This is a genomic window from Actinoplanes sp. TBRC 11911 (assembly GCF_012933445.1).
Classification (GTDB): Bacteria; Actinomycetota; Actinomycetes; order Mycobacteriales; family Micromonosporaceae; genus Actinoplanes.
This window is the reverse complement of sequence record NZ_JABBNC010000047.1, coordinates 48,242-69,183: the sequence shown is the minus strand read 5'-3', so window position 1 is coordinate 69,183 and position 20,942 is coordinate 48,242. Positions and strand designations below refer to the sequence as shown.

The window sequence follows — 20,942 nt, the reverse complement described above, 5'->3', positions numbered from 1 at the left end:
TGTACGGGGTGGGCCTACCGTCATTTATAGAGCCTTTTGCCGGCCGCTTCGCCGGGGCCTTTGCCGCGGTGGGCGGGCGGGTCGAGCGGCGCAGGGCTTCCATTACCCGGGAAGGCAGCCCGCCTGCTGGGAACGGCGACCACATCGTGAACTCGAGTCCGCACTGTGGGATATCTGTCCATTGTGGCCGACCGATTTGTCCAAGCAATACAGCTTTTGTCGACGCGGTTTTCCCGGCGGGGAGCGGACCTTGGAGAGTTGTGGTTCAAATATGGGCGCAACTCTCCAAGGTTCACGAAAGTCCCAGGATATGGCGCCGTCGCCCACATCGCGGGATTGCCTGCCGAACCCATCAGCCGGATGCCACACCGGTGCACTGCGCCAGACAAATAGCGCTACGGGCGACCCTCACCCTGCGGAAGCGGACCGGCTACGAGCGTGTCTGGGTCTTGGCGCGGATCTCCCGTAGCAACGCTGCTGAGTCGGGCTCGGAGCGGTTGTTGAACAGCGCCAACGCCAGGCTGCCGTGGTCGGCCCAGCCGCACACGGTCAGCGGGCCGTCGTCGGTCTTGGTGCTGCCGCACTTCATGGTGCCGCCCAGCGGGCCCGCGTCCACCGAGTGCAAGCCGGTCACGGCGCCCTCGTTGTCGGATATCAGGTCGAAGGCCGTGTCCAGGTCGCTCTCCGGGGTCCAGAAGAGCGTGGTGCCGCCGAAGAAGAGGACGTTCTTGTTGCCGGCGTCCAAGTAGACGGCGCCGACCGCCTTGTCCAGGTCGACCTCCGCGGACAGCGCCGTCTGCAGGTAGTCGGCCGTCGAGCGGCCGTCCTCGCTGTCGTCCAGGCGCAGGGAGCCGATGGTCGTGGGCGTGGCCAGGCTGGCGTCCTTTTCCGACGCTATCTGCCAACCCAACCGGCCCAGCACGACCACACCGGCCAGGGCCACGACCAGCAGCGCTATCAGCAGGACGCGGCGGATCGGGCTCGGGGGCCTCGGCGGCTCGGCGGGCGGAGCGTCATCCAGGTCGAAAGCGCCGATCTCGATGGCGGGCTCGTCGGAGGCGGGCTCGGCAGGCTGGGACACCGGGGGATGTTAGCAACGACGCCTGATTTCGGCCCCCGTCCACCACCTCACTAGACTTGTCGAGTGACCGATGCGACCCAGACCCGCACCCCCGACAGCCGGCCGACCGGTGGACTCTCCGCTCAGTACCAGCCGAGCGAGGTAGAGCAGCGGCGGTACGAGACGTGGGTATCGGAGGGTTACTTCACCGCCGACCCGGCGAGTGACAAGCCGGCCTTCTCCATCGTCATCCCCCCGCCGAACGTGACCGGTGTGCTGCACATCGGCCACGCGCTCGACCACACCATCCAGGACACGTTGTCCCGCCTCAAGCGGATGCGGGGCTACGAGGTGTTATGGCTCCCGGGCATGGACCATGCCGGCATCGCCACGCAGAACGTGGTGGAGCGGCAGCTCGCGGCGCAGCAGCTCTCCCGGCATGACCTCGGGCGCGAGGATTTCGTGCGCAAGGTGTGGGAGTGGAAGGCGGAGTCCGGCGGCAAGATCCTCGGGCAGATGCGCCGGCTCGGTGACTCGGTGGACTGGACGCGCGAGCGCTTCACGATGGATGAGGGGCTGTCGCGCGCGGTCCAGACGATCTTCAAGCGGCTGTACGACGACAAGCTGATCTACCGGGCGAACCGCATCATCAACTGGTGTCCGCGGTGCCTGACCGCGCTCAGCGACATCGAGGTCGAGCACACCGACGACGAGGGTGAGCTGGTCTCGATCCGGTACGGCGACGGCGACAACGCGATCGTCGTGGCCACCACCCGCGCCGAGACGATGCTGGGCGACACCGCGGTGGCCGTGCACCCGGACGACGAGCGGTACAAACACCTCATCGGTACGGAGGTGGAGCTTCCGCTGACCGGGCGGCGCATCCCGGTCGTGGCGGACGAGCACGTCGACCCCAGCTTCGGTACGGGTGCGGTCAAGGTGACGCCGGCGCACGACCCGAACGACTTCGAGATCGGGCAGCGGCACAACCTGCCCAGCATCACGATGATGGACGAGCGCGCGGTCGTCACCGTCCCGGGCCCGTTCGAGGGCCTGGACCGCTACGAGGCGCGGCCCGCGATCGTCGCCGCCCTGCGCGCGGACGGCCGGATCGTCGCGGAGAAACGGCCGTACGAGCACTCGGTCGGCCATTGCTCGCGCTGCAAGACGACGGTCGAGCCGCGGCTGTCGCTGCAGTGGTTCGTGAACACCGGTCCGCTGGCGAAGGCGGCCGGCGACGCGGTGCGCGACGGCCGGGTGAAGATCGAGCCGGAGGAGCTGTCGAAGCGGTACTTCGCCTGGGTCGACAACATGCACGACTGGTGCATCTCGCGTCAGCTCTGGTGGGGCCACCGCATCCCGGTCTGGTACGGGCCGAACGGCGAGGTCGTGTGCGTCGGCCCGGACGAGGAGCCGCCGTCCGGCGAGGGCTGGAGCCAGGACGAGGACGTGCTCGACACCTGGTTCTCCAGCGCGCTGTGGCCGTTCTCCACGATGGGCTGGCCCGCCAAGACGGCCGAGCTGGCGAAGTTCTATCCGACCAGCGTGCTGGTCACCGGCTACGACATCCTGTTCTTCTGGGTCGCCCGGATGATGATGTTCGGCCTGTACGCGATGGACGGCGAGCAGCCGTTCGACGTGGTGAACCTGCACGGCATGGTCCGCGACGGCCACGGCAAGAAGATGTCGAAGTCGTTCGGCAACGTCGTGGACCCGCTCGACTGGGTCGACCGGTACGGCGCCGACGCCACCCGCTTCACGCTGGCTCGCGGCGCCAACCCCGGCTCCGACGTGCCGGTCAGCGAGGAGTGGGTGCAGGGCTCGCGGAACTTCTGCAACAAGCTGTGGAACGCCACCCGGTTCGCGATGATGAACGGCGCCACGGTGGCCGGCCCGCTGCCCGACACGTCGGAATTGTCAGCCATCGACAAGTGGATCCTCTCCCGCCTGCAGCACGTCACCGCCGAGGTCGACGAGCTGTTCGAGACCTATGAGTACGCGAAGGTCTGCGACACGCTCTACCACTTCGCGTGGGACGACGTCTGCGACTGGTACCTCGAGCTGAGCAAGCCGGTGCTGGCCTCGAAAAACGCGGACAACACGCGGCGGGTGCTCGGCCACGTCCTGGACCAGCTGCTGCGCCTGCTGCACCCGGTCATCCCGTTCGTCACCGAGGAGTTGTGGATCGCGCTCACCGGCGGCGAGACGGTGATGAGGGCGGCCTGGCCGACCGCCGACAAGGATCTGATCGACGACGCCGCCGAGGACGAGCTCACCGCCCTGCAGAAGGTGGTCACCGAGGTCCGCCGGTTCCGGTCCGACCAGGGTCTCAAGCCGAGCCAGCGGGTCACCGCCGCGCTCACCGGGCTGGGCAACGTCGGCATCGACACGCACGAGGGGCTGATCCGGTCGCTGGCCCGGCTGGACGCGCCGGGCGCCGGCTTCACCGCTACCGCGACCCTCGCGGTCACCGGCGGGATCACCGTCGACCTGGACACGCGCGGCGCGATCGACGTCGCCGCCGAGCGGGCCCGTCTGGAGAAGGACCGCACGGCCGCCGAGAAGGAGGCCGCGCAGTGCCGGGCCAAGCTGGGCAACGAGGCGTTCATCGGCAAGGCGCCGGAACAGGTGGTCCAGAAGATCAAGGACCGGCTCGCGACGGCTGAGGCGGATCTCACGCGAATTGCCGCGGCCCTGGAGGCGTTGCCATCATCATGAGCGAGTTCGACGAGGTCAACGCCGCACTGGAGAGTCGCGGCTTCACCCGGATGGTCTTCGACATGCGGAAGATCCGGGAGCTGATGGATGTGCTGGGCAGCCCCCAGCGCGCATACCCGTCGATCCACCTGACCGGCACCAACGGCAAGACCAGCACGGCCCGGATGATCGACTCGCTGCTGCGGGCGCACGGCCTGCACACGGGGCGGTACACGAGCCCGCACCTGGAGACGATCCGGGAACGGATCACCCTCGACGGCGAGCCGATCAGCGAGGAGAAGCTGGTCGAGGCGTACCGGGAGATCGAGCCGCTCACCCAGTTGATCGACGCGAAGTACGACGAGTCGCTCACCTACTTCGACGTGACGACCGCCCTGGCATACGCGGTGTTCGCGGACGCCCCGGTGGACGTCGCCGTGGTCGAGGTCGGGCTCGGCGGCGAGGAGGACTCGACCAACACGATCGACGCCGGCATCGCCGTGATGACGCCGATCGGGCTGGACCACACCGAGTTTCTGGGCGACACGATCGAGGACATCGCGTGGGCCAAGGCCGGCATCATCCACCAGGGCGCCACCGTGATCACCGCGCTGCAGGAGGAGGAGGCCATGCGGCCCATCCTCGAGCGCAGCATCGAGATGGGTGCGAAGGTGGCTCGCGAGGGCAGCGAGTTCGGCGTGGTTGAGCGGTCGCAGGCGGTCGGCGGGCAGGTGCTCACGCTGCAGGGGCTCGGCGGCATCTACGGCGACGTCTTCCTGCCGCTGTTCGGGGCGCACCAGGCGCAGAACGCGGCGATGGCGCTCGCGGCCGTGGAGGCGTTCCTCGGCGCCGGCCAGGACAAGCAGCTCGAGATCGACCTGGTCCGCGAGGGCTTCGCACAGGTCGACTCGCCGGGACGGCTGGAGCGGGTACGCAGCGCGCCGACCATCCTGCTGGACGGGGCGCACAACACGCACGGCATGGCGGCGACGGTCCAGGCGCTGGAGGAGGAGTTCCAGTTCCGGCACCTGGTGGCGGTCGTGGCGATCCTCGACGGCAAGGACGCGGAGGGCATGCTCGACCTGCTGGAGCCGGTGGCCGCGCGGATCGTGGTGACCCGCAACAGCTCGCCGCGGACGATGCCGTTGGAAGAGCTTACCCAGCTCGCGACCGACATCTTCGGCGAAGACCGGGTGACCGTCGCGGAGAACATGCCGGACGCCATCGAGGAGGCTGTGGTGATCGCGGAGGACGACGCGTCCGGTGAGCTCAGCGGCATCGGCGTGGTCATCACCGGATCGGTGATCACGGTAGCGGACGCACGGCGGCTGCTGAAGCGGTCGGCGCCGTGGGAGGGAGCATCGGCGTGAATCCGGACGGGCAGGGCGAACAGCAGCAGGAGCAGCGCCGGTCGGGGCTGAAGAACCCCGAGGCAGCCGTACGCGGTTTGGGCTCGGCCACACTCGGCCTGGAAGCACTCGTGCTGCTGCTCGCCATCCAGCCCATCCGGATTTTCGGGTCACTCGGCGGCTGGGGTGTCGCGTCGGTGGTCGCGCTGGCGGTCCTCGGGTTCGTGCTGTGCGGCATGATGAAGCGCCGGTGGGCCTGGGCCGCTGGGACGGTGTTCCAGGTGCTCGTGCTCGCCACCGGGCTGTTCCACTGGTCGCTGGCCGTCGTCGGGCTGGTCTTCGGGGCGGCCTGGGCGTACGCCTCCTACGTAAGGCGCAGCATCCTCGGCTAGTCGCGCACGGCGCGCCACTGCGTGACGGCGATGCTGTGCGCGTCCGGGTCCCGGAACGTCGCCGACCACAGCTCCAGACGGTCGCCCCGGTTGACCGGCTGCGGCGGGTGCACGAAGCTCACGCCCTTCGCCCGCAGATCGTCGTAGACGGCCTGGACGTCGCCGACCTCCAGGTTGAGATTCATCAGGCCGGCCGTGTCCGGGGTCAGCTCGTGCACGGTCCGCAGCACCAGGCGGGTGTCGCCGGAGGCCAGGACGGCACTGTCCACACCCTGGTCGATGGCGTGGAAGCCCAGCGTGTCTCGGTAGAAGGCGATGGATCGGGCCAGGTCGGTTACCAGGATCGTGACGCCGACTCCGTGAATGGAACCGGCCGGACCTGGACGGGCGCTCGGGTACGCGGTGATCACTTCTCCTGTGCTGTCGGGATCCTCGGCGGGGGGCTCGTCGTGCTTGGTCAGCCGCTTCTTGACGGCGGCCACGGCGGCACCGGCGACCGCGCCCACCGCGGCGGCCACGGTGTTGCTGCTGTGCAGCGGCTTCGGGGCCACCGGGTGGAGCTGCTCGGTGGGTACCTCGGACTCGTGCGCCGCGTTCGAGGTGAAACGGGTGTTCGCCGGCGGGGCGACCAGGTCGTCCTCGACGGCTTCGGCGGCCGCCGGCGTCGACTCCGGGGCCTCGTCGGGGTCGGGATCCAGCGGGATGTCGATGTCGTCCGCAGGCTCCTGCCGAGGGGGCGAGGACGGCGCCGGAGCGGTCGGCGGGGGTGACATCGGTGGCGGGGCAGTGGGTGGGGCCGAGGTGGGCGTCGGGGTCGCGGCGGCGGACATCGGAATGGGCTGGGTGCGGCGCTCCCACGGCGGGATGTCGTCGTCATCGTCCAGGCCGATGTCGGTTTTGTCCGTCTCGTCCGGATGGGGTGGCCGCTGCTGCGGTGTTTCCGCCGGGGCGGGAGCGGGCGTTTCCGCCGGAGCGTCAGCCGGCACAGCCTCTTCGGTCATCGTGGCAGCCGCACGAGGGCTCTCGGCCGGTGTCGACGGCGGGCCCTCAGGCGCCGGCGACCCAGCGGCCGCCGACGCCGCAGCCGGCGACCCAGCGGCCGCCGACGCCGCAGACGGCGATCCTGAGGTCGGTGACGCCGCGGACGGTGATCCCGAGGTCGGTGACGGTGAGGACGGCGCAGCCGGGCCTTCCGCGGGCGGTGACTCGGCGGGTGGTGACTCGGCCGGCGACGACCACGAGTCGGTGTATCGAGCCGTCTCGGGCTCGGCGGTAGCCGTAGCCGTCCCCGACCCGCGCGGATGCGGGCTCGGCCGCCTCCCAGCCGGACGGGCAGCCCCGGCGGCGCCCGCCGCGGCAGCCCCGGCGGCCCCGGCTGCCGCAGCCCCAGCCGCCGCGGCGGCCCGGCGCGGGAGCGGCTGCTGCCCAGCGTCGTGGCCGACCAGCTCGCCCTCGACCACCTTGCCCTCGGGCGTCTCATGCACCACGACGGAGTCGTCGTCGAACCGGCCGGGCGGGGGCGGAGGCGGCGGCTCGTCCGGCCCGAGACCCCATTCCTGGTCGCGCGTCGTCCACGGCGGGGGCTCGAAGTCGCCGAGCAACTCGTCGGCCGTGGCGTCGTCCCCCAGGCTCTCCTCGTCGTACGGCGACCGGGACGACGACGGGGGCGGTGGGTCGGCGCCCCGCTCGCGCGGCTGCGCCTCGGACCACTGGATCCGGACCCGCCGCTGGTCGTCGACGTCCACCTCGATCGGCAGCGTGTCGCCCGGCATCGGCCACTTCGCCACCGGCACCTTGGTCTCGTGGATCGTCACCTCGGCCGTGGCCAGGCCGGGAGCGACCACCACCGCCTGGATCTGCGCCCGGCCGAAGGTGACCGCCGCGGTCGGGCGCGGCGAGATCGCGCGGACCTCCGCCGTCCCGCTGATCCAGGCGCGGGCACCGCGCCGCACCACATTGACCATGCCCAGGGCGACCGAGAGGGCGAGCAGGATCACCCCGAAGATGACCACGCCCCAGCTGGACATGCCGAGTCCCAGGGCCATCACGAAGACCGCGATGGTGCCCATGACCGCCGCCACCAGCTTGCGAGCCGGTGCGATGGGACGGCCGGTCTGGTTTGCCAATGTGGACCTCCCGCTCGTTACGGTCAGGTTATTGCGCGGCGCCGTCCCAGCGGAAGTGCGGTATGTAGCCGTCGGCCCCGATCCGGGTACCGATAGGCTGAACCCGCCGTAGTTGGCGTCACGTCCTGGAGGATCTGCGTGTCCAGCACCACCGAGCGTTCGCTCGTCCTGATCAAGCCCGATGGGCTCCGGCGCGGCCTGGCCGGCGAAATCCTCGCTCGCTTCGAGCGTAAGGGCCTGGTCATCGAGGCGCTGGAAATGCGCGTGATGGACGCCGCGCTCGCCGACCAGCACTACGCCGAGCACGTGGCCAAGGCGTTCTACCCGCCGCTGAAGGAGTTCATGACCAGCGGCCCGCTGCTGGCGCTGGTGCTCTCCGGTGACGACGTCATCGAGGTGATCCGGGCCATGATCGGCTCGACCGACGGCCGTAAGGCGGCCGCCGGCACGATCCGCGGCGACTTCTCCCTGTCGAACCGGGAGAACCTGGTGCACGCCTCGGACTCCCCGGCCAGCGCGGAGCGTGAGCTGGCCCTCTGGTTCCCGAAGATTTAGGAGAGCGCCACCTCAGCGCCACATGAGGTCGATAGGCATCAACGTATGACCTCGATCTCCCGACGGAACCTCCTGCGGGCCGGTGTCGCCAGCGGTGTCGCCGGCCTCACCGGTGGCGCGATCTTCGAAGCCCCGGCGTTCGCGTCCGGCGGCACCCGCCCCGTGCTCACCCACGGCATTCAGAGCGGGGACGCCACCAAGGACTCGGCGATCGTCTGGACCCGCGCGGACCGGCCCGGCCGCCTCTGGGTGCAGGCCAGCCGCCGCCCCGACTTCCGCGGGTCGCGCCTGGTGCGCGGGCCGATCGTCACCCCGGACACCGACTTCACCGGCAAGGTGAAGCTGGGCAACCTGCCGTCCGGCGAGAAGATCTACTACCGGGTGAAGGTGGAGAGTCTGGACCGGCCCGGGCTGTTCAGCTCGCCGCTGTCCGGGTCGCTGCGCACCGCCCCGGCGGACCGGTCGGACATCCGCTTCGTGTGGACCGGCGACGTGGCCGGCCAAGGGTGGGGCATCGATCCGGCGTACGGGGGAATGAAGCTTTTCGAGTCGATGCGGCGGCGCAAGCCGGACTTTCTGCTGCACAGCGGCGACACCGTGTACGCCGACGGGCCGCTGAGCAGCAGCCCGATCACGCTGCCGGACGGGCGGATCTGGCAGAACGCGGGCGTGACCGAGGCGAAGAGCAAGGTCGCCGAGACGCTGGACGAGTACCGCGGGCAGTACGCCTACAACCTGACCGACGACTCGTACAAGCGGTTCATGGGCGAGGTCGCGCAGATCAACCAGTGGGACGACCACGAGGTGCTGAACAACTGGTACCCGGGGGAGATCCTCACCGACGCGCGTTACACCGAGAAGCGGGTCAACGTGCTCGCCCGCCACGCCCACCACGCCTATCACGAGTGGGTGCCGATCCCGTCGGCGAGCGGGCCGGTCTACCGCAAGATCTCGCACGGGCCGCTGCTCGACATCTTCATCCTCGACATGCGCACCTTCAAGGACCCCAACGACGGCGACGTGTACGCGGACCCGAAGCGTGGCCTCCTCGGCAGCGAGCAACGTGACTGGCTGATCAACGGTCTCCGGCAGTCGAAGGCCACCTGGAAGATCATCGCCAACGACCTGCCGCTCGGTCTGGTGGTGCCGGACGACCCCGGCACGCAGGAGGGTGTCGCGCAGGGCGACAATGGCGCTCCGAAGGGCCGCGAGCTGGAGTTCGCGCAGGTCCTGCAGTCGGCGCACCGGCACGGCGTGACCGGCATCGTGTTCCTGACCGCTGACGTGCACTACACCGCCGCGCAGCACTACGACCCGGCGCGGGCTTCGATCCAGGACTTCACGCCGTTCTGGGAGTTCGTCTCCGGCCCGGCGCACGCGGGCGCTTTCGGCCCGAACGCGCTGGATGGCACGTTTGGTCCGCGGACGGCCTTCGTGCACGCTCCGCCGGTCGCCAACGCCTCCCCGGCCGAGGGCTACCAGCACTTCGGCGAGGTGGAGATCAGTTCGTCCGGTGAATTGACCGTCTACCTGCGCGACCGCGACGGCAACTCACTCTGGTCAACGACGCTGCACGCCTGAAGATCAACTTCCTTTTCCCGTACGGGCTGGCAAAGTCCCGTGGCACACGGCGACGTCCGTCGTGCCTACGCCTTTGCCGCCCGCGCCGGGCGGAGCTGCCACCCAGGCCGACTGACGTGGCCAGTAGCGGTGTGGGGAGTTGCGTCGCTCTCAGCGTCGTAGATGCCCACGGGTCGGGGTGCCGCCCGGGGTGTGGGGAGTTGCGTCGCTCTCAGCGTCGTAGGTGCCCACGGATCGGGGTGGCGCCCGGGGTGTGGGGAGTTGCGTCGCTCTCAGCGTCGTAGATGCCCACGCGTCGGGGTGGCGCCCGCGGTGTGGGGAGGTGCGCCCGTGGGGACGTCGCAGCTCCCCGCACCCGGGGTGGGTGGGCGCTGGTGTGGGGAGCTGTGCGGCTCTGGGCGGCGCGCGTTCACACAGCTGGCGCTCTGGGGGTGCGGATACTCGTTCGAGGGGCGTGGGCGGGGGCCGGTATCGTTGGTGGGGCGCAGGCTTTGAACCGGCCATCACCGGGGAGCCTTCGGAAGAACGGGTCGGAGAGGCCCTAGTAGAGCCGGGCGTTGTCGGCACGCGTGCGAAAGCCGGGAATGAGCGGGCGGCCGACGGCCGTCAAGCGAGGTGGTACCGCGGGCCCAAACGCTCGTCCTCGCAGTCGAAACGATGACTGTACGAGGAGAGCGGACCACCGATGGCCTATCCGCAGCACACCGACGCCACCGGCGTACCGGCCAGCCCGGACCTGCCCGCGGTCGAGCGCGCGGTGCTCGACCACTGGGCGGCCGACAAGACGTTCGAGGCGTCCGTCGCGCAGCGCCCGGCCGGTGCCGACGGCGACAACGAGTACGTCTTCTACGACGGGCCGCCGTTCGCCAACGGGCTGCCGCACTACGGGCACCTGTTCACCGGCTACGTCAAGGATGTCGTCCCGCGCTACCAGTCGATGCGGGGCAAGCACGTGGAGCGCCGCTTCGGCTGGGACACCCACGGCCTGCCCGCCGAGGTCGAGGCCGAGAAGCAGCTCGGGATCACCACCAAGGCGCAGATCGTCGAGCTGGGCATCGACAAGTTCAACGAGGCCTGCCGGACGTCCGTGCTCGCGTACACCAAGGACTGGGAGCGTTACGTCACGCGCCAGGCCCGCTGGGTCGACTTCTCCGACGACTACAAGACCCTCGACCCCAGCTACATGGAGTCGGTCATGTGGGCGTTCAAGACGCTGCATGAGAAGGGCCTGGTCTACGAGGGCTTCCGGGTGCTCGCGTACTGCTTCCGGTGCGAGACGCCGCTGTCCAACACCGAGACCCGGATGGACGACGTCTACCGCGACCGGACCGACCCGGCGCTGACCGTCACGTTCCGGCTGGAGACCGGTGAGAAGATCGCCGTCTGGACCACCACGCCGTGGACGCTGCCGTCGAATCTCGCGCTCGCCGTGGGCCCGGACATCTCGTACGCGATCCTGCAGAACCCGGACGGCGAGAAGCTGATCATGGGCGAGTCGCGCGTGTCGGCGTACGGGAAGGAACTTGAAGGTTTTGAGCAGGTCGGCAGCGTCAAAGGGCGGGACCTGGCCGGGCGTCGCTACGAGCCGCTGTTCGACTTCCTCGTCGAGCAGGCCGGGCCGAACGCGTTCCAGGTGCTCGCCGCCGACTATGTGAGCGACGAGGACGGCACCGGGGTCGTGCACCAGGCGCCGGCCTTCGGCGAGGACGACCAGAACGTCTGCAACGCGGCCGGGATCCCGACGATCGTGACGGTCGACGAGCACACCCGGTTCACCTCGCTGGTCGAGCCGTGGCAGGGCGTGCAGGTCTTCGAGGCCAACAAGCCGATCATCGCCGTGCTGAAAGACAAGAAGGTGGTGCTGCGGCACGAGGGTTACACGCACTCGTACCCGCACTGCTGGCGCTGCGACACCCCGCTGGTCTACAAGGCGGTGTCGTCGTGGTTCGTGGCGGTGACGACGTTCCGGGACCGGATGGTCGAGCTGAACCAGGAGATCACCTGGACGCCGGCACACATCAAGGACGGCTCGTTCGGTAAGTGGCTGGCCAACGCGCGGGACTGGTCGATCTCCCGGAACCGCTTCTGGGGCTCGCCGATCCCGGTGTGGAAGTCGGACGATCCGGCCTATCCGCGGGTGGACGTCTACGGGTCGTACGAGGAACTGCAGCGGGACTTCGGGGTGTCGATCAAGGATCTGCACCGGCCCTATGTGGACGACCTGGTGCGGCCGAACCCGGACGACCCGACCGGGAAGTCGATGATGCGGCGCGTGCCCGAGGTGCTGGACTGCTGGTTCGAGTCGGGGTCGATGCCGTTCGCCCAGGTGCATTACCCGTTCGAGAACAAGGACTGGTTCGAGCACCACTACCCGGGTGACTTCATCGTCGAGTACATCGGGCAGACCCGCGGCTGGTTCTACACGATGCACGTGCTGGCGACGGCGCTGTTCGACCGGCCCGCCTTCCGGAACTGTCTCAGCCACGGCATCCTGCTGGGCGAGGACGGTCGCAAGATGTCCAAGTCTTTGCGGAATTATCCGGATGTGTACCAGGCTTTCGACACTTATGGGTCGGATGCCATGCGCTGGATGCTGATGTCGTCGCCGGTGCTACGGGGTGGGGACATGGCGGTCACCGAGACGGCGATCCGGGACTCGGTGCGTCAGGTGCTGCTTCCGCTGTGGAACGTCTGGTACTTCTTCAGCCTTTATGCAAATGCTTCGGGACATTTCGCGACATTTCGGACGGACTCCACGCATCTGCTCGACCGGTACATCCTCGCCAAGACGGGTGAGCTGGTCAGCGACGTCGAGAAGCAGATGGACGAGTACGACATCTCGGGCGCGGCGAACTCGGTGCGCTCCTACCTCGACGCGCTGACCAACTGGTACGTGCGCCGCTCCCGGGACCGTTTCTGGGCCGGCGACGTCGACGCGTTCGACACCCTGGCCACCGTCCTCGAGACGCTGTGCCGGGTGGTCGCCCCGCTGGCGCCGCTGACCACCGAGGAGATCTGGCGCGGCCTGACCGGCGACCGCTCGGTGCACCTGGCCGACTGGCCGTCCGCGGACGCGTTCCCCGCCGACCACGACCTGGTCGCGTCGATGGACGCGATCCGCGACGTGGCCTCGGCCGGCCTGTCGCTGCGCAAGGCCCGAGCGCTGCGGGTGCGGCTGCCGCTGGCCCGGATGACGGTGGCCACCGCCGACGCGCCGCGGCTGGCCGACCTGGGTGATCTGCTCAAAGACGAGGTGAACGTCAAGGATGTCGTTTTCACCGGCGACGTGGCCGCGTTCTCGCAGCGGGTCCTCACGGTCGTGCCCCGGGCGCTCGGCCCGCGTGTCGGCAAGCAGGTGCAGCAGGTGATCAAGGCGGTCAAGGCCGGGGAGTGGGAGCTCGTCGACGGCGCGCCGGTCGCCGCCGGGGTGACGCTCCAGGATGGTGAGTACGAGCTGAAGCTGGTCGCCGCCGACGTGGCGAACTCCGCGCCGCTGGCCGGTGGCGCGGGCGTGGTCGTGCTGGACACCGCGGTGACCCCGGAACTGGCCGCGGAGGGCCTGGCCCGGGACGTGATCCGGGTGGTGCAGCAGGCCCGGCGCGACGCCGGCCTGGACGTGTCCGACCGGATCGCGCTGGTCGTGTCGGCCTCCGACGGCGTGCGGCAGGCGGTCGAGGCGCACCGCGACTTCGTGGCCGGCGAGACGCTGGCGACCGCGGTGAGCTTCGACCGGATCGAGCGGGGCTTCGACGGTGAGGTCGGCGACGACGAGCGGGTGACCGTGACGGTGTCCCGGACCGAGTGAATGAGCTGCTGGCGAGCCCGGGCATGATGCTTGTCCGGGCTCGCTCCGCTACCCTCATGCTCCACCGTCAAGTATTTCGTTCCGGAGGACCCCGTTGCCGCTGCTCTATACGATCGGCAGGCTGACAGTCGGCAGTGCGCTGACGTACGGCTGGCATCCGCATGTCGAGGGCCTCGAGCATGTCCCGCGCAGCGGCGGTGTGATCTTCGCCGGCAACCACCTCTCGGTGGCGGACGAGCTGTTCATCGGCGCCACCGTGCCGCGGCACCTGGCCTTCTGGGCGAAGAGCGACTACTTCGAGGGCACCGGCATCAACGGCTGGTTCAGCCGCAACCTGATGCACGGCCTCGGCGCGATCCCGGTCGAGCGCAAAGGTGGCCGGGCGGCGCTCGAGGCCTTCGACGGCGCGGTCCCGGTGCTGAAGGGCGGCGACGCCGTGGTGATCTATCCGGAGGGCACCCGCTCGCCGGACGGCAAGCTCTACCGTGGGCGCACCGGGGTGGCACGACTCGCGGTGGCGGCCGGCGTGCCGATCGTCCCGGTGGGCACGCTCGGCACCGACAAGGTGCAGCCGATCGGGCGGATGTATCCAAAATTCTCCCGCGGCACGGTCACCATCAAGTTCGGCAAGCCGATCGAGACGGTCGGGCATCCGGAGGACAGGACGTCGCTGCGGACGCTCACCGACCACGTCATGTCGGAGATCCAGAAACTGACCGGCCAGGAGTACGTCCCGACGTACGCCCCGGCCAAGCCACCGAAGGACGTCTAGGGCCTCGGTCGCTCCACGATGGCGTCCAGATCGTCGAGGCGGTGCAGTCCGCGCAGCTGCTGGCGCATCCGATGGTTACCGGCCAGCGCCTCCTCGTTGCGGGCCAGGAAGCTCCAGTAGCCGGCCGTGTACGGGCAGGCGGCGTCCCCGGTGCGCGCCTTCGGGTCGTAGCGGCAGCCTCCGCAGTAGTCGCTCATCCGGTTGATGTAGGCCCCACCCGCGGCGTACGGCTTCGTGCTCATCCGGCCCGCGTCGGCGTACTGGCTCATGCCGACCACGTTCGCCGTCATCACCCACTCGTAGCCGTCCACGAAGCAGCGATGGAACCAGTCCGCCACCGCTGCCGGACGCCAGCCGTGCTGCATGGCGTAGTTGCCGAGCACCATGAGCCGCGGAATGTGGTGCACCCAGCCGCGATCGCGCACGCCCGCCAGCACGTTACTGAGACAGCGCGCCTGCACCGCGTCGGCGTCCAGCTCGGCGAACCACTTCGGCAGCTCCCGACGCGCCCGTAGCTCGTTGGAGGCGCGGTAGCCGGGCTCGAAATACCAGTACAGATGCCAGACGAAGTCGCGCCAGCCGAGGATCTGCCGGATGAACCCCTCGGCGCTTCGCAACGGCACAGAGCCTTCCCGGTACGCCCGTTCGACGCGCCCGATGACCTCCAGCGGGTCGAGCAGTCCCAGATTCATCGAGGCGCTCAGCATGCTGTGTGCCATCAGCGGGTCGCCGGCCAGCATCGCGTCCTCGTACGGGCCGAACGCGGGCAGCCGGTATTCGATGAAGTGCCGCAGCCGGGCGAGGGCCTCGGTGCGGGTCACCGGGAACAGCCGCGGGCCGTCGGTGCCGACGAACTCGATGCCGTCCTCGTGCTGCCAGCGGTCCAGATCGGCGCGGACCTCGGCGTCGATCTCGTCGTCGGCGATCGGTGGCGGGGGCGGAACGTCCAGGTGGCCGGCGCCGCGGGGCGGGGGCTCCCGGTTCTCGGCGTCCAGGTTCCACACGCCGCCCAGGGGTTCGTCGCCCTCCATCAGCACGCCGTGCCGTCGCCGCGCGTCCCGGTAGAAGTCCTCCATGCGCAGGCTTTTCCGTCCGTTGGCCCAGGTCACGAAGTCCTCGGGCGTGGTGGCGAACCCGCGCGGCGGCAACATTTCCGTATTTTTCAGTCTTTGCACCAGGCGGCGCGCGCCGCGTGAGGTGGGATGGCAGACGCTGACCGGTTCGGTGATCGCCTCCGCGTACGTCTCGGCGCGTACCAGCCGGACCCGGTCGTCGCCGGCCGCGCGGTGCCGCAGCGCGGAGAGCACGAGGTGCGCCTTCTGACGGTGGAACACGCGGCGCCGGAACACCGCCTTGGACTCGACGAGCAGCACGGGCTGGCCGGGCTCGTCCAGGAAGTGCGGCCCGAGCTGGTCGGCGAACAGCCAGCGACGCTTCATGATCCCCGGGTTGCCCTACCGGAGCGGGGTCAAAACCGTGCTTCGCAATTGAGCCACCAGGGCCGCGCTGTCATCGACCGAGCGGCGGGTGAGCAGCACGGTCGCCAGGCTGCCGTGGTCGGCCCAGGCGCAGACCACCGTCGAGGTGTCGTCGACGCGGCCGACACCGCAGCGCTCGTGCGCGCCGGGCTCACCCAGGTCGAACGGCTCGACGTCGGTCAGGTCGACGGCGTCGGCGACCCGGTTGAGCTGCGTCCGCACGTCGGTGGCCGGCGCCAGGCGGAACCCGGTCACCCCGAACACGGTGACCTGTTTGCCCAGCTCGTCCCCGTAGACGCCGGTGAAGACGCCCCTGGTGCTGGCGTTCGGTCCGCGTAGTTCCTCGGCGAGGCGCTCGGCGGCCTGCGTGCTCTCGTCGTCGTCCTGGCGCTGCAGGTCGGCGAACTCCTTCGGCAGGACGGCCGAGACCGGGTATTGCCGCAAGGCCGGGACCTGGAAGTACGCGAACGGGACCCCGCAGCAGCAGACCACGCCGAGCAGGCTGAGCAGCAGGAAGCGGCGTCCCCAGTGCCGCTTGCGGCGCCTGGGTGGGGGCGGGAGCGGTCGCTGGGTCGGCGGTGCGGGCGTGCGCGGGGGAGGTGGCGGCGGGGCCGTTTTGTCCCGCTTCTTCTTCCGGGGCTTCGCGGGCGGTGCCGGCGGCGGCGGTGCCCACGGGGGCGCGCCGTTCTGCGACGGCGGCGCCCAGGCGGCGGGCGCCATCCAGGGCGGCAGGCCGGCCGGCGCGGTGGGCGGAAGGGCCGCGGCGGTGGGCGGCATCCCAGCGGGTGGCATCCCGGTGGGTGGCATCGGCGGCATTCCGGTGGGTGGCATTCCGGTGGGTGGCATGCCGGTGGCCGGTGGGTGCCACTGCGGCGGCATCGGCGGCGGCATGACCGGCTGGTCGATGCGCGTGGGCGGCAGCGTCGGCGACTCCGGCGCCAGCGGGAACGCGTCCCAATCCGCGTCCAGCCCGGCCCACGGATCGACCGGCGTCACGTCCTTCCAGTCCTCTTCGTCGTCCGCGGCCGTCCCGTCGTCCTGCAGGCGGGCCTGGCGACGCGCGAACCGGGACTTCTTCGGCCCGGGTGGCGGCACCGCGGCGGACCCGCTCCACCGCGCGGGAGCGTCCACCGTCGACGCTTCGGTGCCCGCCTCGGTGGGGGCGGGGTCGTCGGCCCCGGCCGCCGTGGGCTCGCCCGGCTTCTGGTCGGACATCCGTCGGTCTCCTTAGCTGTGCCGGGAGGTGCGCCCGGCGAGGCTTCCAAGACCAGGTTAAGGCCGGTGCGCCACTTCTACCTGGGACAACAGGGCCGGGCGCCGGGGCCTACAGGGCCGGGCGTCCGGGACGACGGGTCCGCGCGGCCGGCCCCGGCCGGCGCTGGCCGGGCAAATGCGAATGGCGGACAACGTGGGCGATGTGCAAGACGCTCTGGAGCCGTATGGTTACCGGGACATGAGAACGACAGAGAGAAATGCCGTCACGTTGACCGGGAACGCACTCGGTCAGCCGATGGTGTTCGCCCACGGCTATGGCTGCGACCAGAACATGTGGCGCTTCGTCGCTCCGGCCTTTTCGGACACTCATCGGCTCGTCCTGTTCGATCACGTCGGAAACGGCAAGTCCGACTTGTCGGCATATGACGTTGATCGCTACTCATCGCTCGACGGGTACGCCGACGACATCCTGGAGATCCTGCACGAGAACGATCTGTGGGACGTGGTCTTCGTGGGCCACTCGGTCAGCGCGATCATGGGCGTGCTCGCCGCCAACAAAGAGCCCGAGCGCTTCGCCAAACTGGTCCTGGTCGGTCCGTCCGCGCGCTATATCGACGAGCCCGCCGACGGCTATGTCGGTGGCTTCGGCCGCGCCGACATCGAGTCGCTGCTCGACTCGCTGGACAGCAACTACCTGGGCTGGTCCAGCCAGATGGCCCCGGTGATCATGGGAAACGCCGACCGTCCCGAGCTCGGCGAGGAGCTGACCAACAGCTTCTGCCGTACGGATCCGGAGATCGCCAAGCGGTTCGCGCGCGTCACGTTCCTCTCCGACAACCGCGACGACCTGCTCAAACTCCGTACGCCGTCGCTGATCCTGCAATGCTCGGACGATGTGATCGCGCCGGAGGTCGTCGGCGACTACGTTCACAGGCACACCGCCGGCAGCTCCCTGGTGCGGTTGAACGCGACCGGGCACTGCCCGAACCTGAGCGCACCGGAGGAGACGATCGACGCCATCAAGGCCTGGCTGTGAGACGAAGCAGAAGCGAACCGTGAGTGATTCGGGTGGGCAGGACGTGACACAGGAGTTACGGCTGCCCTGGGACGACGATCCGAACGACCTGTACGAGCACGCGCCGTGCGGTTATCTCACCACGCTCCCGGACGGCACCATCGTCAAGGTCAACCAGACATTCCTGACCTGGACCGGGTACGCGCGTAGCGACCTGGTCGGGCATCGGCGGTTCCGCGACCTGCTCACCTCCGGCGGCCAGATCTACCACGAGACCCACTACGCGCCGCTGCTGCGCATGCAGGACGACGTGCACGAGATCGCGTTCGACCTGGTCTGCGCCGACGGCAAGGAGCTGCCCACCCTGATCAACTCGGTGCTGGGCCGCGGGCCGGGCGGCGAGCCCCGCGCGATCCGCACGACCGTCTTCAACGCCACCGAGCGGCGCGGCTACGAGAAAGAGCTGCTGCACGCCCGCAAGTTCGCCGAGGCGTCCGAGAAGCGGGTTCAGGTGCTCCAGCAGATCGTGGCCGACCTCGCCGCGGCGCCGACCGTGGCCGAGGTGGCCGAGGCCGTGCTGCGCGCGCCCGAGCCGGCGTTCGGCGCGGCCAGCGCGAGCATCTACCTGGTCGATGTCGAACACGACCAGATCGTCGCGGTGGCCTCGACCGATCCGACCACCGGCGACTGGGACGACATGCCGCGCTCGTCGGCGCGTGCGGTCGCCCGGGTGGCGCAGCGCGGCGACCTGCACGTGATCGGCTCGCTCACCGAGGCCAAGGAGCACTTCCCCGACCTGGTGGAGAACATGCGCAGGTCCGGGCGCGACACCGTGGTGCTGCTGCCGCTGACCACCGGCCCGGCCGACGAGAGTCTGGGCGCGGAGACGCTCGGCGTGCTCGCGTTCAGCTTCACCGGCGAGCATGAGCTGTCCGACGGCGAGCTGCGCGTGGTGCGGTTGCTCGGGCAGCAGGCGGGCCAGGCCCTGGACCGCGCCCGGCTGTACGACGACGCCCGCCGCCGCGAGGAGCGAGCGACGTTCCTGGGCGACCTGACCGGCTCGATGGACGAGCTGCACCGGCTGCTTCCGCGGGTCCGCCGGCTCATCGACCACCTGGTGCCGGAGATCGCCGACTGGGGTGGCGTACGGCTGGCGGTCGGCCCGCAGGGCATCGACGAGCAGGCCGGCGGCCCGGAACCGGACGAGGACCTGCTCGCCGCCCGCATCACGGTGGTGACCTCGAGCAGCGAGCCGTACTTCCCGCCGGAGGGCGACCAGGTCGGCTGTGTCGTGCTGCCGCTGACCGCCCGCGGCCGGATCCTCGGCACGCTCTCGCTGCGCATGGAACCGGACCGCAAGGGCGGCCCCACTGACGAGATCTTCCTGCGGGACCTGGCCGAACGGGTCGCGCTCTCGCTCGAGAACGCGCGGCTCTACGAGCAGGAACGGATGATCGCCCGGACGCTGCAGCGCAGCCTGCTCGCCGGCAACCTGCCCGGCGGCGACAAGCGGTTCGCGCTCGAGGCCCACTACCAGCCCGGCTCGCAGGATCTGGAGGTCGGCGGCGACTGGTTCGACGCCTTCATGATCACCGCGGATCGGCTGGCGCTGGTGGTCGGCGACGTCGTGGGCCGGGGCATCGAGGCGGCCACCACGATGGGTCAGCTCCGCAGCGCGGTGCGGGCGCTGGCCACCGACGAGGCCGGCCCGGCCCGGGTGCTGCAGGGCCTGGACCGCTTCGTCACGCGGGTCGATTCGGCGCGGATGGCCACCGTGGCGTACGCCGAGGTCGACCTGACCACCGGCGATCTCACGTACGCCTGTGCGGGCCACCTGCCGCCGCTGGTGCACGAGCCGGTCGGCGCCCCGGAATACCTGCTCGACGCCCGGTCCGCGGCGCTGGGTTCGCGGGCGGGCGACACGACGCGTACCGAGACGACCCGGCATCTGCAGCCCGGCACCCGCCTCCTGCTCTACACGGACGGCCTGATCGAGCGGCGCACCCGCACGATCGACAAGGGCTTCGAGATCCTGGCGCGCGAGTTCGCCCGGCTGCGCGACGCGCCCACCAAGGGCCTGACCGCCGCGCTGGCCGACACGCTGGTCGGCCGGGAGCACGCCGACGACGTCTGCCTGCTCAGCCTCACGCTCGGCACCGAGGAGCGGATCCACCGCCGGATCGGGGCCGAGCGCGCCCAGATCGCCCTGCTGCGCGCCGACCTGCGCGCCTGGATGGTCTCCCACGCGGTCGAGCCGGACTGCCTGGACGCGGTGCTGCTGGCCTGCTCGGAGGCGGTGGCGAACGCGATCGAGCACGGCTACCGGGACGACCCGTTCGGCTCGATCGAGGTCGCCGCCACGGTGACCGACGACGCGGTCGAGGTGCGGGTGACCGACCACGGCACCTGGAGCGGCCCGATGGCGGACGTCGGGCGGGGCCGCGGCCTGCAGCTCATCCGGGAGTCGATGGATCAGGTGCTCTTCGACCGCGGCGGCGACGGCACCACGGTGACGATGCGGCGGGGCCGGCGGGAGGCCGAGAAGTGACCGACGAATCGGTGAGTTTCTCCACGTTCGGCGACGCCGAGCTGGTCAGCCTGACCGGCGAGATCGATCTCGCCAACGCGCCGGAGATCGGCCGCGCGATCGTGCGGCGGCTGCAGAGCGCCGGGAAGGTGCTGATCGACCTGACCACCGTCTCGTTCCTGGACAGCGCCGGGGTGCGGCTGCTGGACGCCCTGGTCGGTGATCTCCAGGACCACGGCAAGCAGGCGCGGCTCGTGGTCGGCGAACGCGGCCCGGCGCGGATGACACTGAAACTTTGCGCGTTTCGCGAGGATTTGATGGCCACCGACCTGACCAAGGCCGCGGCCGGGTTCAAGCTTTGAACCGCGTA

The 20,942-nt window shown here is 70.0% G+C and carries 14 protein-coding genes; 10 read left to right on the top strand and 4 right to left on the bottom strand.

Features of this window, described 5'->3' with window-relative positions; translation table 11 throughout:
- Positions 1-430: 430 nt before the first annotated feature.
- Positions 431-1,081, bottom strand: a complete 651-nt coding sequence (locus tag HH310_RS39510) for a hypothetical protein (protein WP_169180880.1) — start codon at positions 1,079-1,081, stop codon at positions 431-433.
- A gap of 63 nt (positions 1,082-1,144) precedes the next feature.
- Between HH310_RS39510 and HH310_RS39505 the strand changes: the two genes are divergently transcribed.
- The 3 genes from HH310_RS39505 to HH310_RS39495 are packed head-to-tail and all read left to right on the top strand — an operon-like array spanning position 1,145 to position 5,498.
- A complete protein-coding gene (locus tag HH310_RS39505; protein ID WP_169180879.1) occupies positions 1,145-3,778 on the top strand; it encodes a valine--tRNA ligase in 2,634 nt (877 codons plus the stop codon).
- On the top strand, positions 3,775-5,127 hold the full coding sequence (locus HH310_RS39500; protein ID WP_169180878.1) for a folylpolyglutamate synthase/dihydrofolate synthase family protein: 1,353 nt from the start codon (positions 3,775-3,777) through the stop codon (positions 5,125-5,127). Before HH310_RS39505 ends, HH310_RS39500 begins: the two co-directional genes overlap by 4 nt.
- Complete coding sequence (locus HH310_RS39495; protein ID WP_312034624.1) at positions 5,124-5,498, top strand: DUF4233 domain-containing protein; 375 nt, start codon at positions 5,124-5,126, stop codon at positions 5,496-5,498. The genes HH310_RS39500 and HH310_RS39495 overlap by 4 nt, the downstream gene beginning before the upstream one ends.
- On the opposite strand, the gene HH310_RS44520 is transcribed toward HH310_RS39495, so the two are convergent.
- Positions 5,495-7,624, bottom strand: a complete 2,130-nt coding sequence (locus HH310_RS44520) for a VOC family protein (protein ID WP_248294864.1) — start codon at positions 7,622-7,624, stop codon at positions 5,495-5,497. The two genes, HH310_RS39495 and HH310_RS44520, sit on opposite strands and share 4 nt — an antisense overlap.
- A 138-nt stretch (positions 7,625-7,762) precedes the next feature.
- Between HH310_RS44520 and ndk the strand changes: the two genes are divergently transcribed.
- The 4 genes from ndk to HH310_RS39470 all read left to right on the top strand — a co-directional run bounded on the left by ndk (position 7,763) and on the right by HH310_RS39470 (position 14,337).
- Entirely contained in the window at positions 7,763-8,179 is a 417-nt protein-coding gene (gene ndk, locus HH310_RS39485) for a nucleoside-diphosphate kinase (protein ID WP_396027574.1), read from the top strand.
- A 45-nt stretch (positions 8,180-8,224) separates the two neighbouring features.
- Positions 8,225-9,760: an alkaline phosphatase gene (locus HH310_RS39480; RefSeq protein ID WP_169180877.1), complete on the top strand. Its 1,536-nt coding sequence runs from the start codon at positions 8,225-8,227 to the stop codon at positions 9,758-9,760.
- 685 nt (positions 9,761-10,445) lie between these two features.
- The gene (gene ileS / locus HH310_RS39475) at positions 10,446-13,565 is read left to right on the top strand and encodes an isoleucine--tRNA ligase (RefSeq protein ID WP_169180876.1); all 3,120 of its coding nucleotides are present in this window, start codon (positions 10,446-10,448) and stop codon (positions 13,563-13,565) included.
- 94 nt (positions 13,566-13,659) lie between these two features.
- A complete protein-coding gene (locus tag HH310_RS39470) occupies positions 13,660-14,337 on the top strand; it encodes a 1-acyl-sn-glycerol-3-phosphate acyltransferase (RefSeq protein WP_169180875.1) in 678 nt (225 codons plus the stop codon).
- On the opposite strand, the gene HH310_RS39465 is transcribed toward HH310_RS39470, so the two are convergent.
- Positions 14,334-15,776: a cryptochrome/photolyase family protein gene (locus HH310_RS39465; RefSeq protein WP_169180874.1), complete on the bottom strand. Its 1,443-nt coding sequence runs from the start codon at positions 15,774-15,776 to the stop codon at positions 14,334-14,336. The two genes, HH310_RS39470 and HH310_RS39465, sit on opposite strands and share 4 nt — an antisense overlap.
- Before the next feature lie 15 nt (positions 15,777-15,791).
- Positions 15,792-17,030, bottom strand: coding sequence for a hypothetical protein (locus tag HH310_RS39460; protein ID WP_169180873.1), 1,239 nt, complete (start codon positions 17,028-17,030; stop codon positions 15,792-15,794).
- A gap of 238 nt (positions 17,031-17,268) precedes the next feature.
- Between HH310_RS39460 and HH310_RS39455 the strand changes: the two genes are divergently transcribed.
- From HH310_RS39455 to HH310_RS39445, 3 genes are read left to right on the top strand one after another with little or no spacing between them, the layout of a single operon-like run.
- Positions 17,269-18,066, top strand: coding sequence for an alpha/beta fold hydrolase (locus HH310_RS39455; protein ID WP_169180872.1), 798 nt, complete (start codon positions 17,269-17,271; stop codon positions 18,064-18,066).
- A 19-nt stretch (positions 18,067-18,085) separates the two neighbouring features.
- Positions 18,086-20,593, top strand: coding sequence for a SpoIIE family protein phosphatase (locus HH310_RS39450; RefSeq protein WP_312034622.1), 2,508 nt, complete (start codon positions 18,086-18,088; stop codon positions 20,591-20,593).
- Positions 20,590-20,934, top strand: coding sequence for an STAS domain-containing protein (locus tag HH310_RS39445; RefSeq protein ID WP_169180871.1), 345 nt, complete (start codon positions 20,590-20,592; stop codon positions 20,932-20,934). The genes HH310_RS39450 and HH310_RS39445 overlap by 4 nt, the downstream gene beginning before the upstream one ends.
- The last annotated feature ends 8 nt before the right edge of the window (positions 20,935-20,942 follow it).

What these genes read in the sequence shown, in the direction of transcription:
- HH310_RS39500 (WP_169180878.1), top strand. Translation starts at nt 3,775, where the DNA reads ATGAGCGAGTTCGACGAGGTCAACGCCGCACTGGAGAGTCGCGGCTTC.
- HH310_RS39480 (WP_169180877.1), top strand. Translation starts at nt 8,225, where the DNA reads ATGACCTCGATCTCCCGACGGAACCTCCTGCGGGCCGGTGTCGCCAGC.
- ileS (WP_169180876.1), top strand. Translation starts at nt 10,446, where the DNA reads ATGGCCTATCCGCAGCACACCGACGCCACCGGCGTACCGGCCAGCCCG.
- HH310_RS39465 (WP_169180874.1), bottom strand. Translation starts at nt 15,776, where the DNA reads ATGAAGCGTCGCTGGCTGTTCGCCGACCAGCTCGGGCCGCACTTCCTG.
- HH310_RS39460 (WP_169180873.1), bottom strand. Translation starts at nt 17,030, where the DNA reads ATGTCCGACCAGAAGCCGGGCGAGCCCACGGCGGCCGGGGCCGACGAC.
- HH310_RS39455 (WP_169180872.1), top strand. Translation starts at nt 17,269, where the DNA reads ATGAGAACGACAGAGAGAAATGCCGTCACGTTGACCGGGAACGCACTC.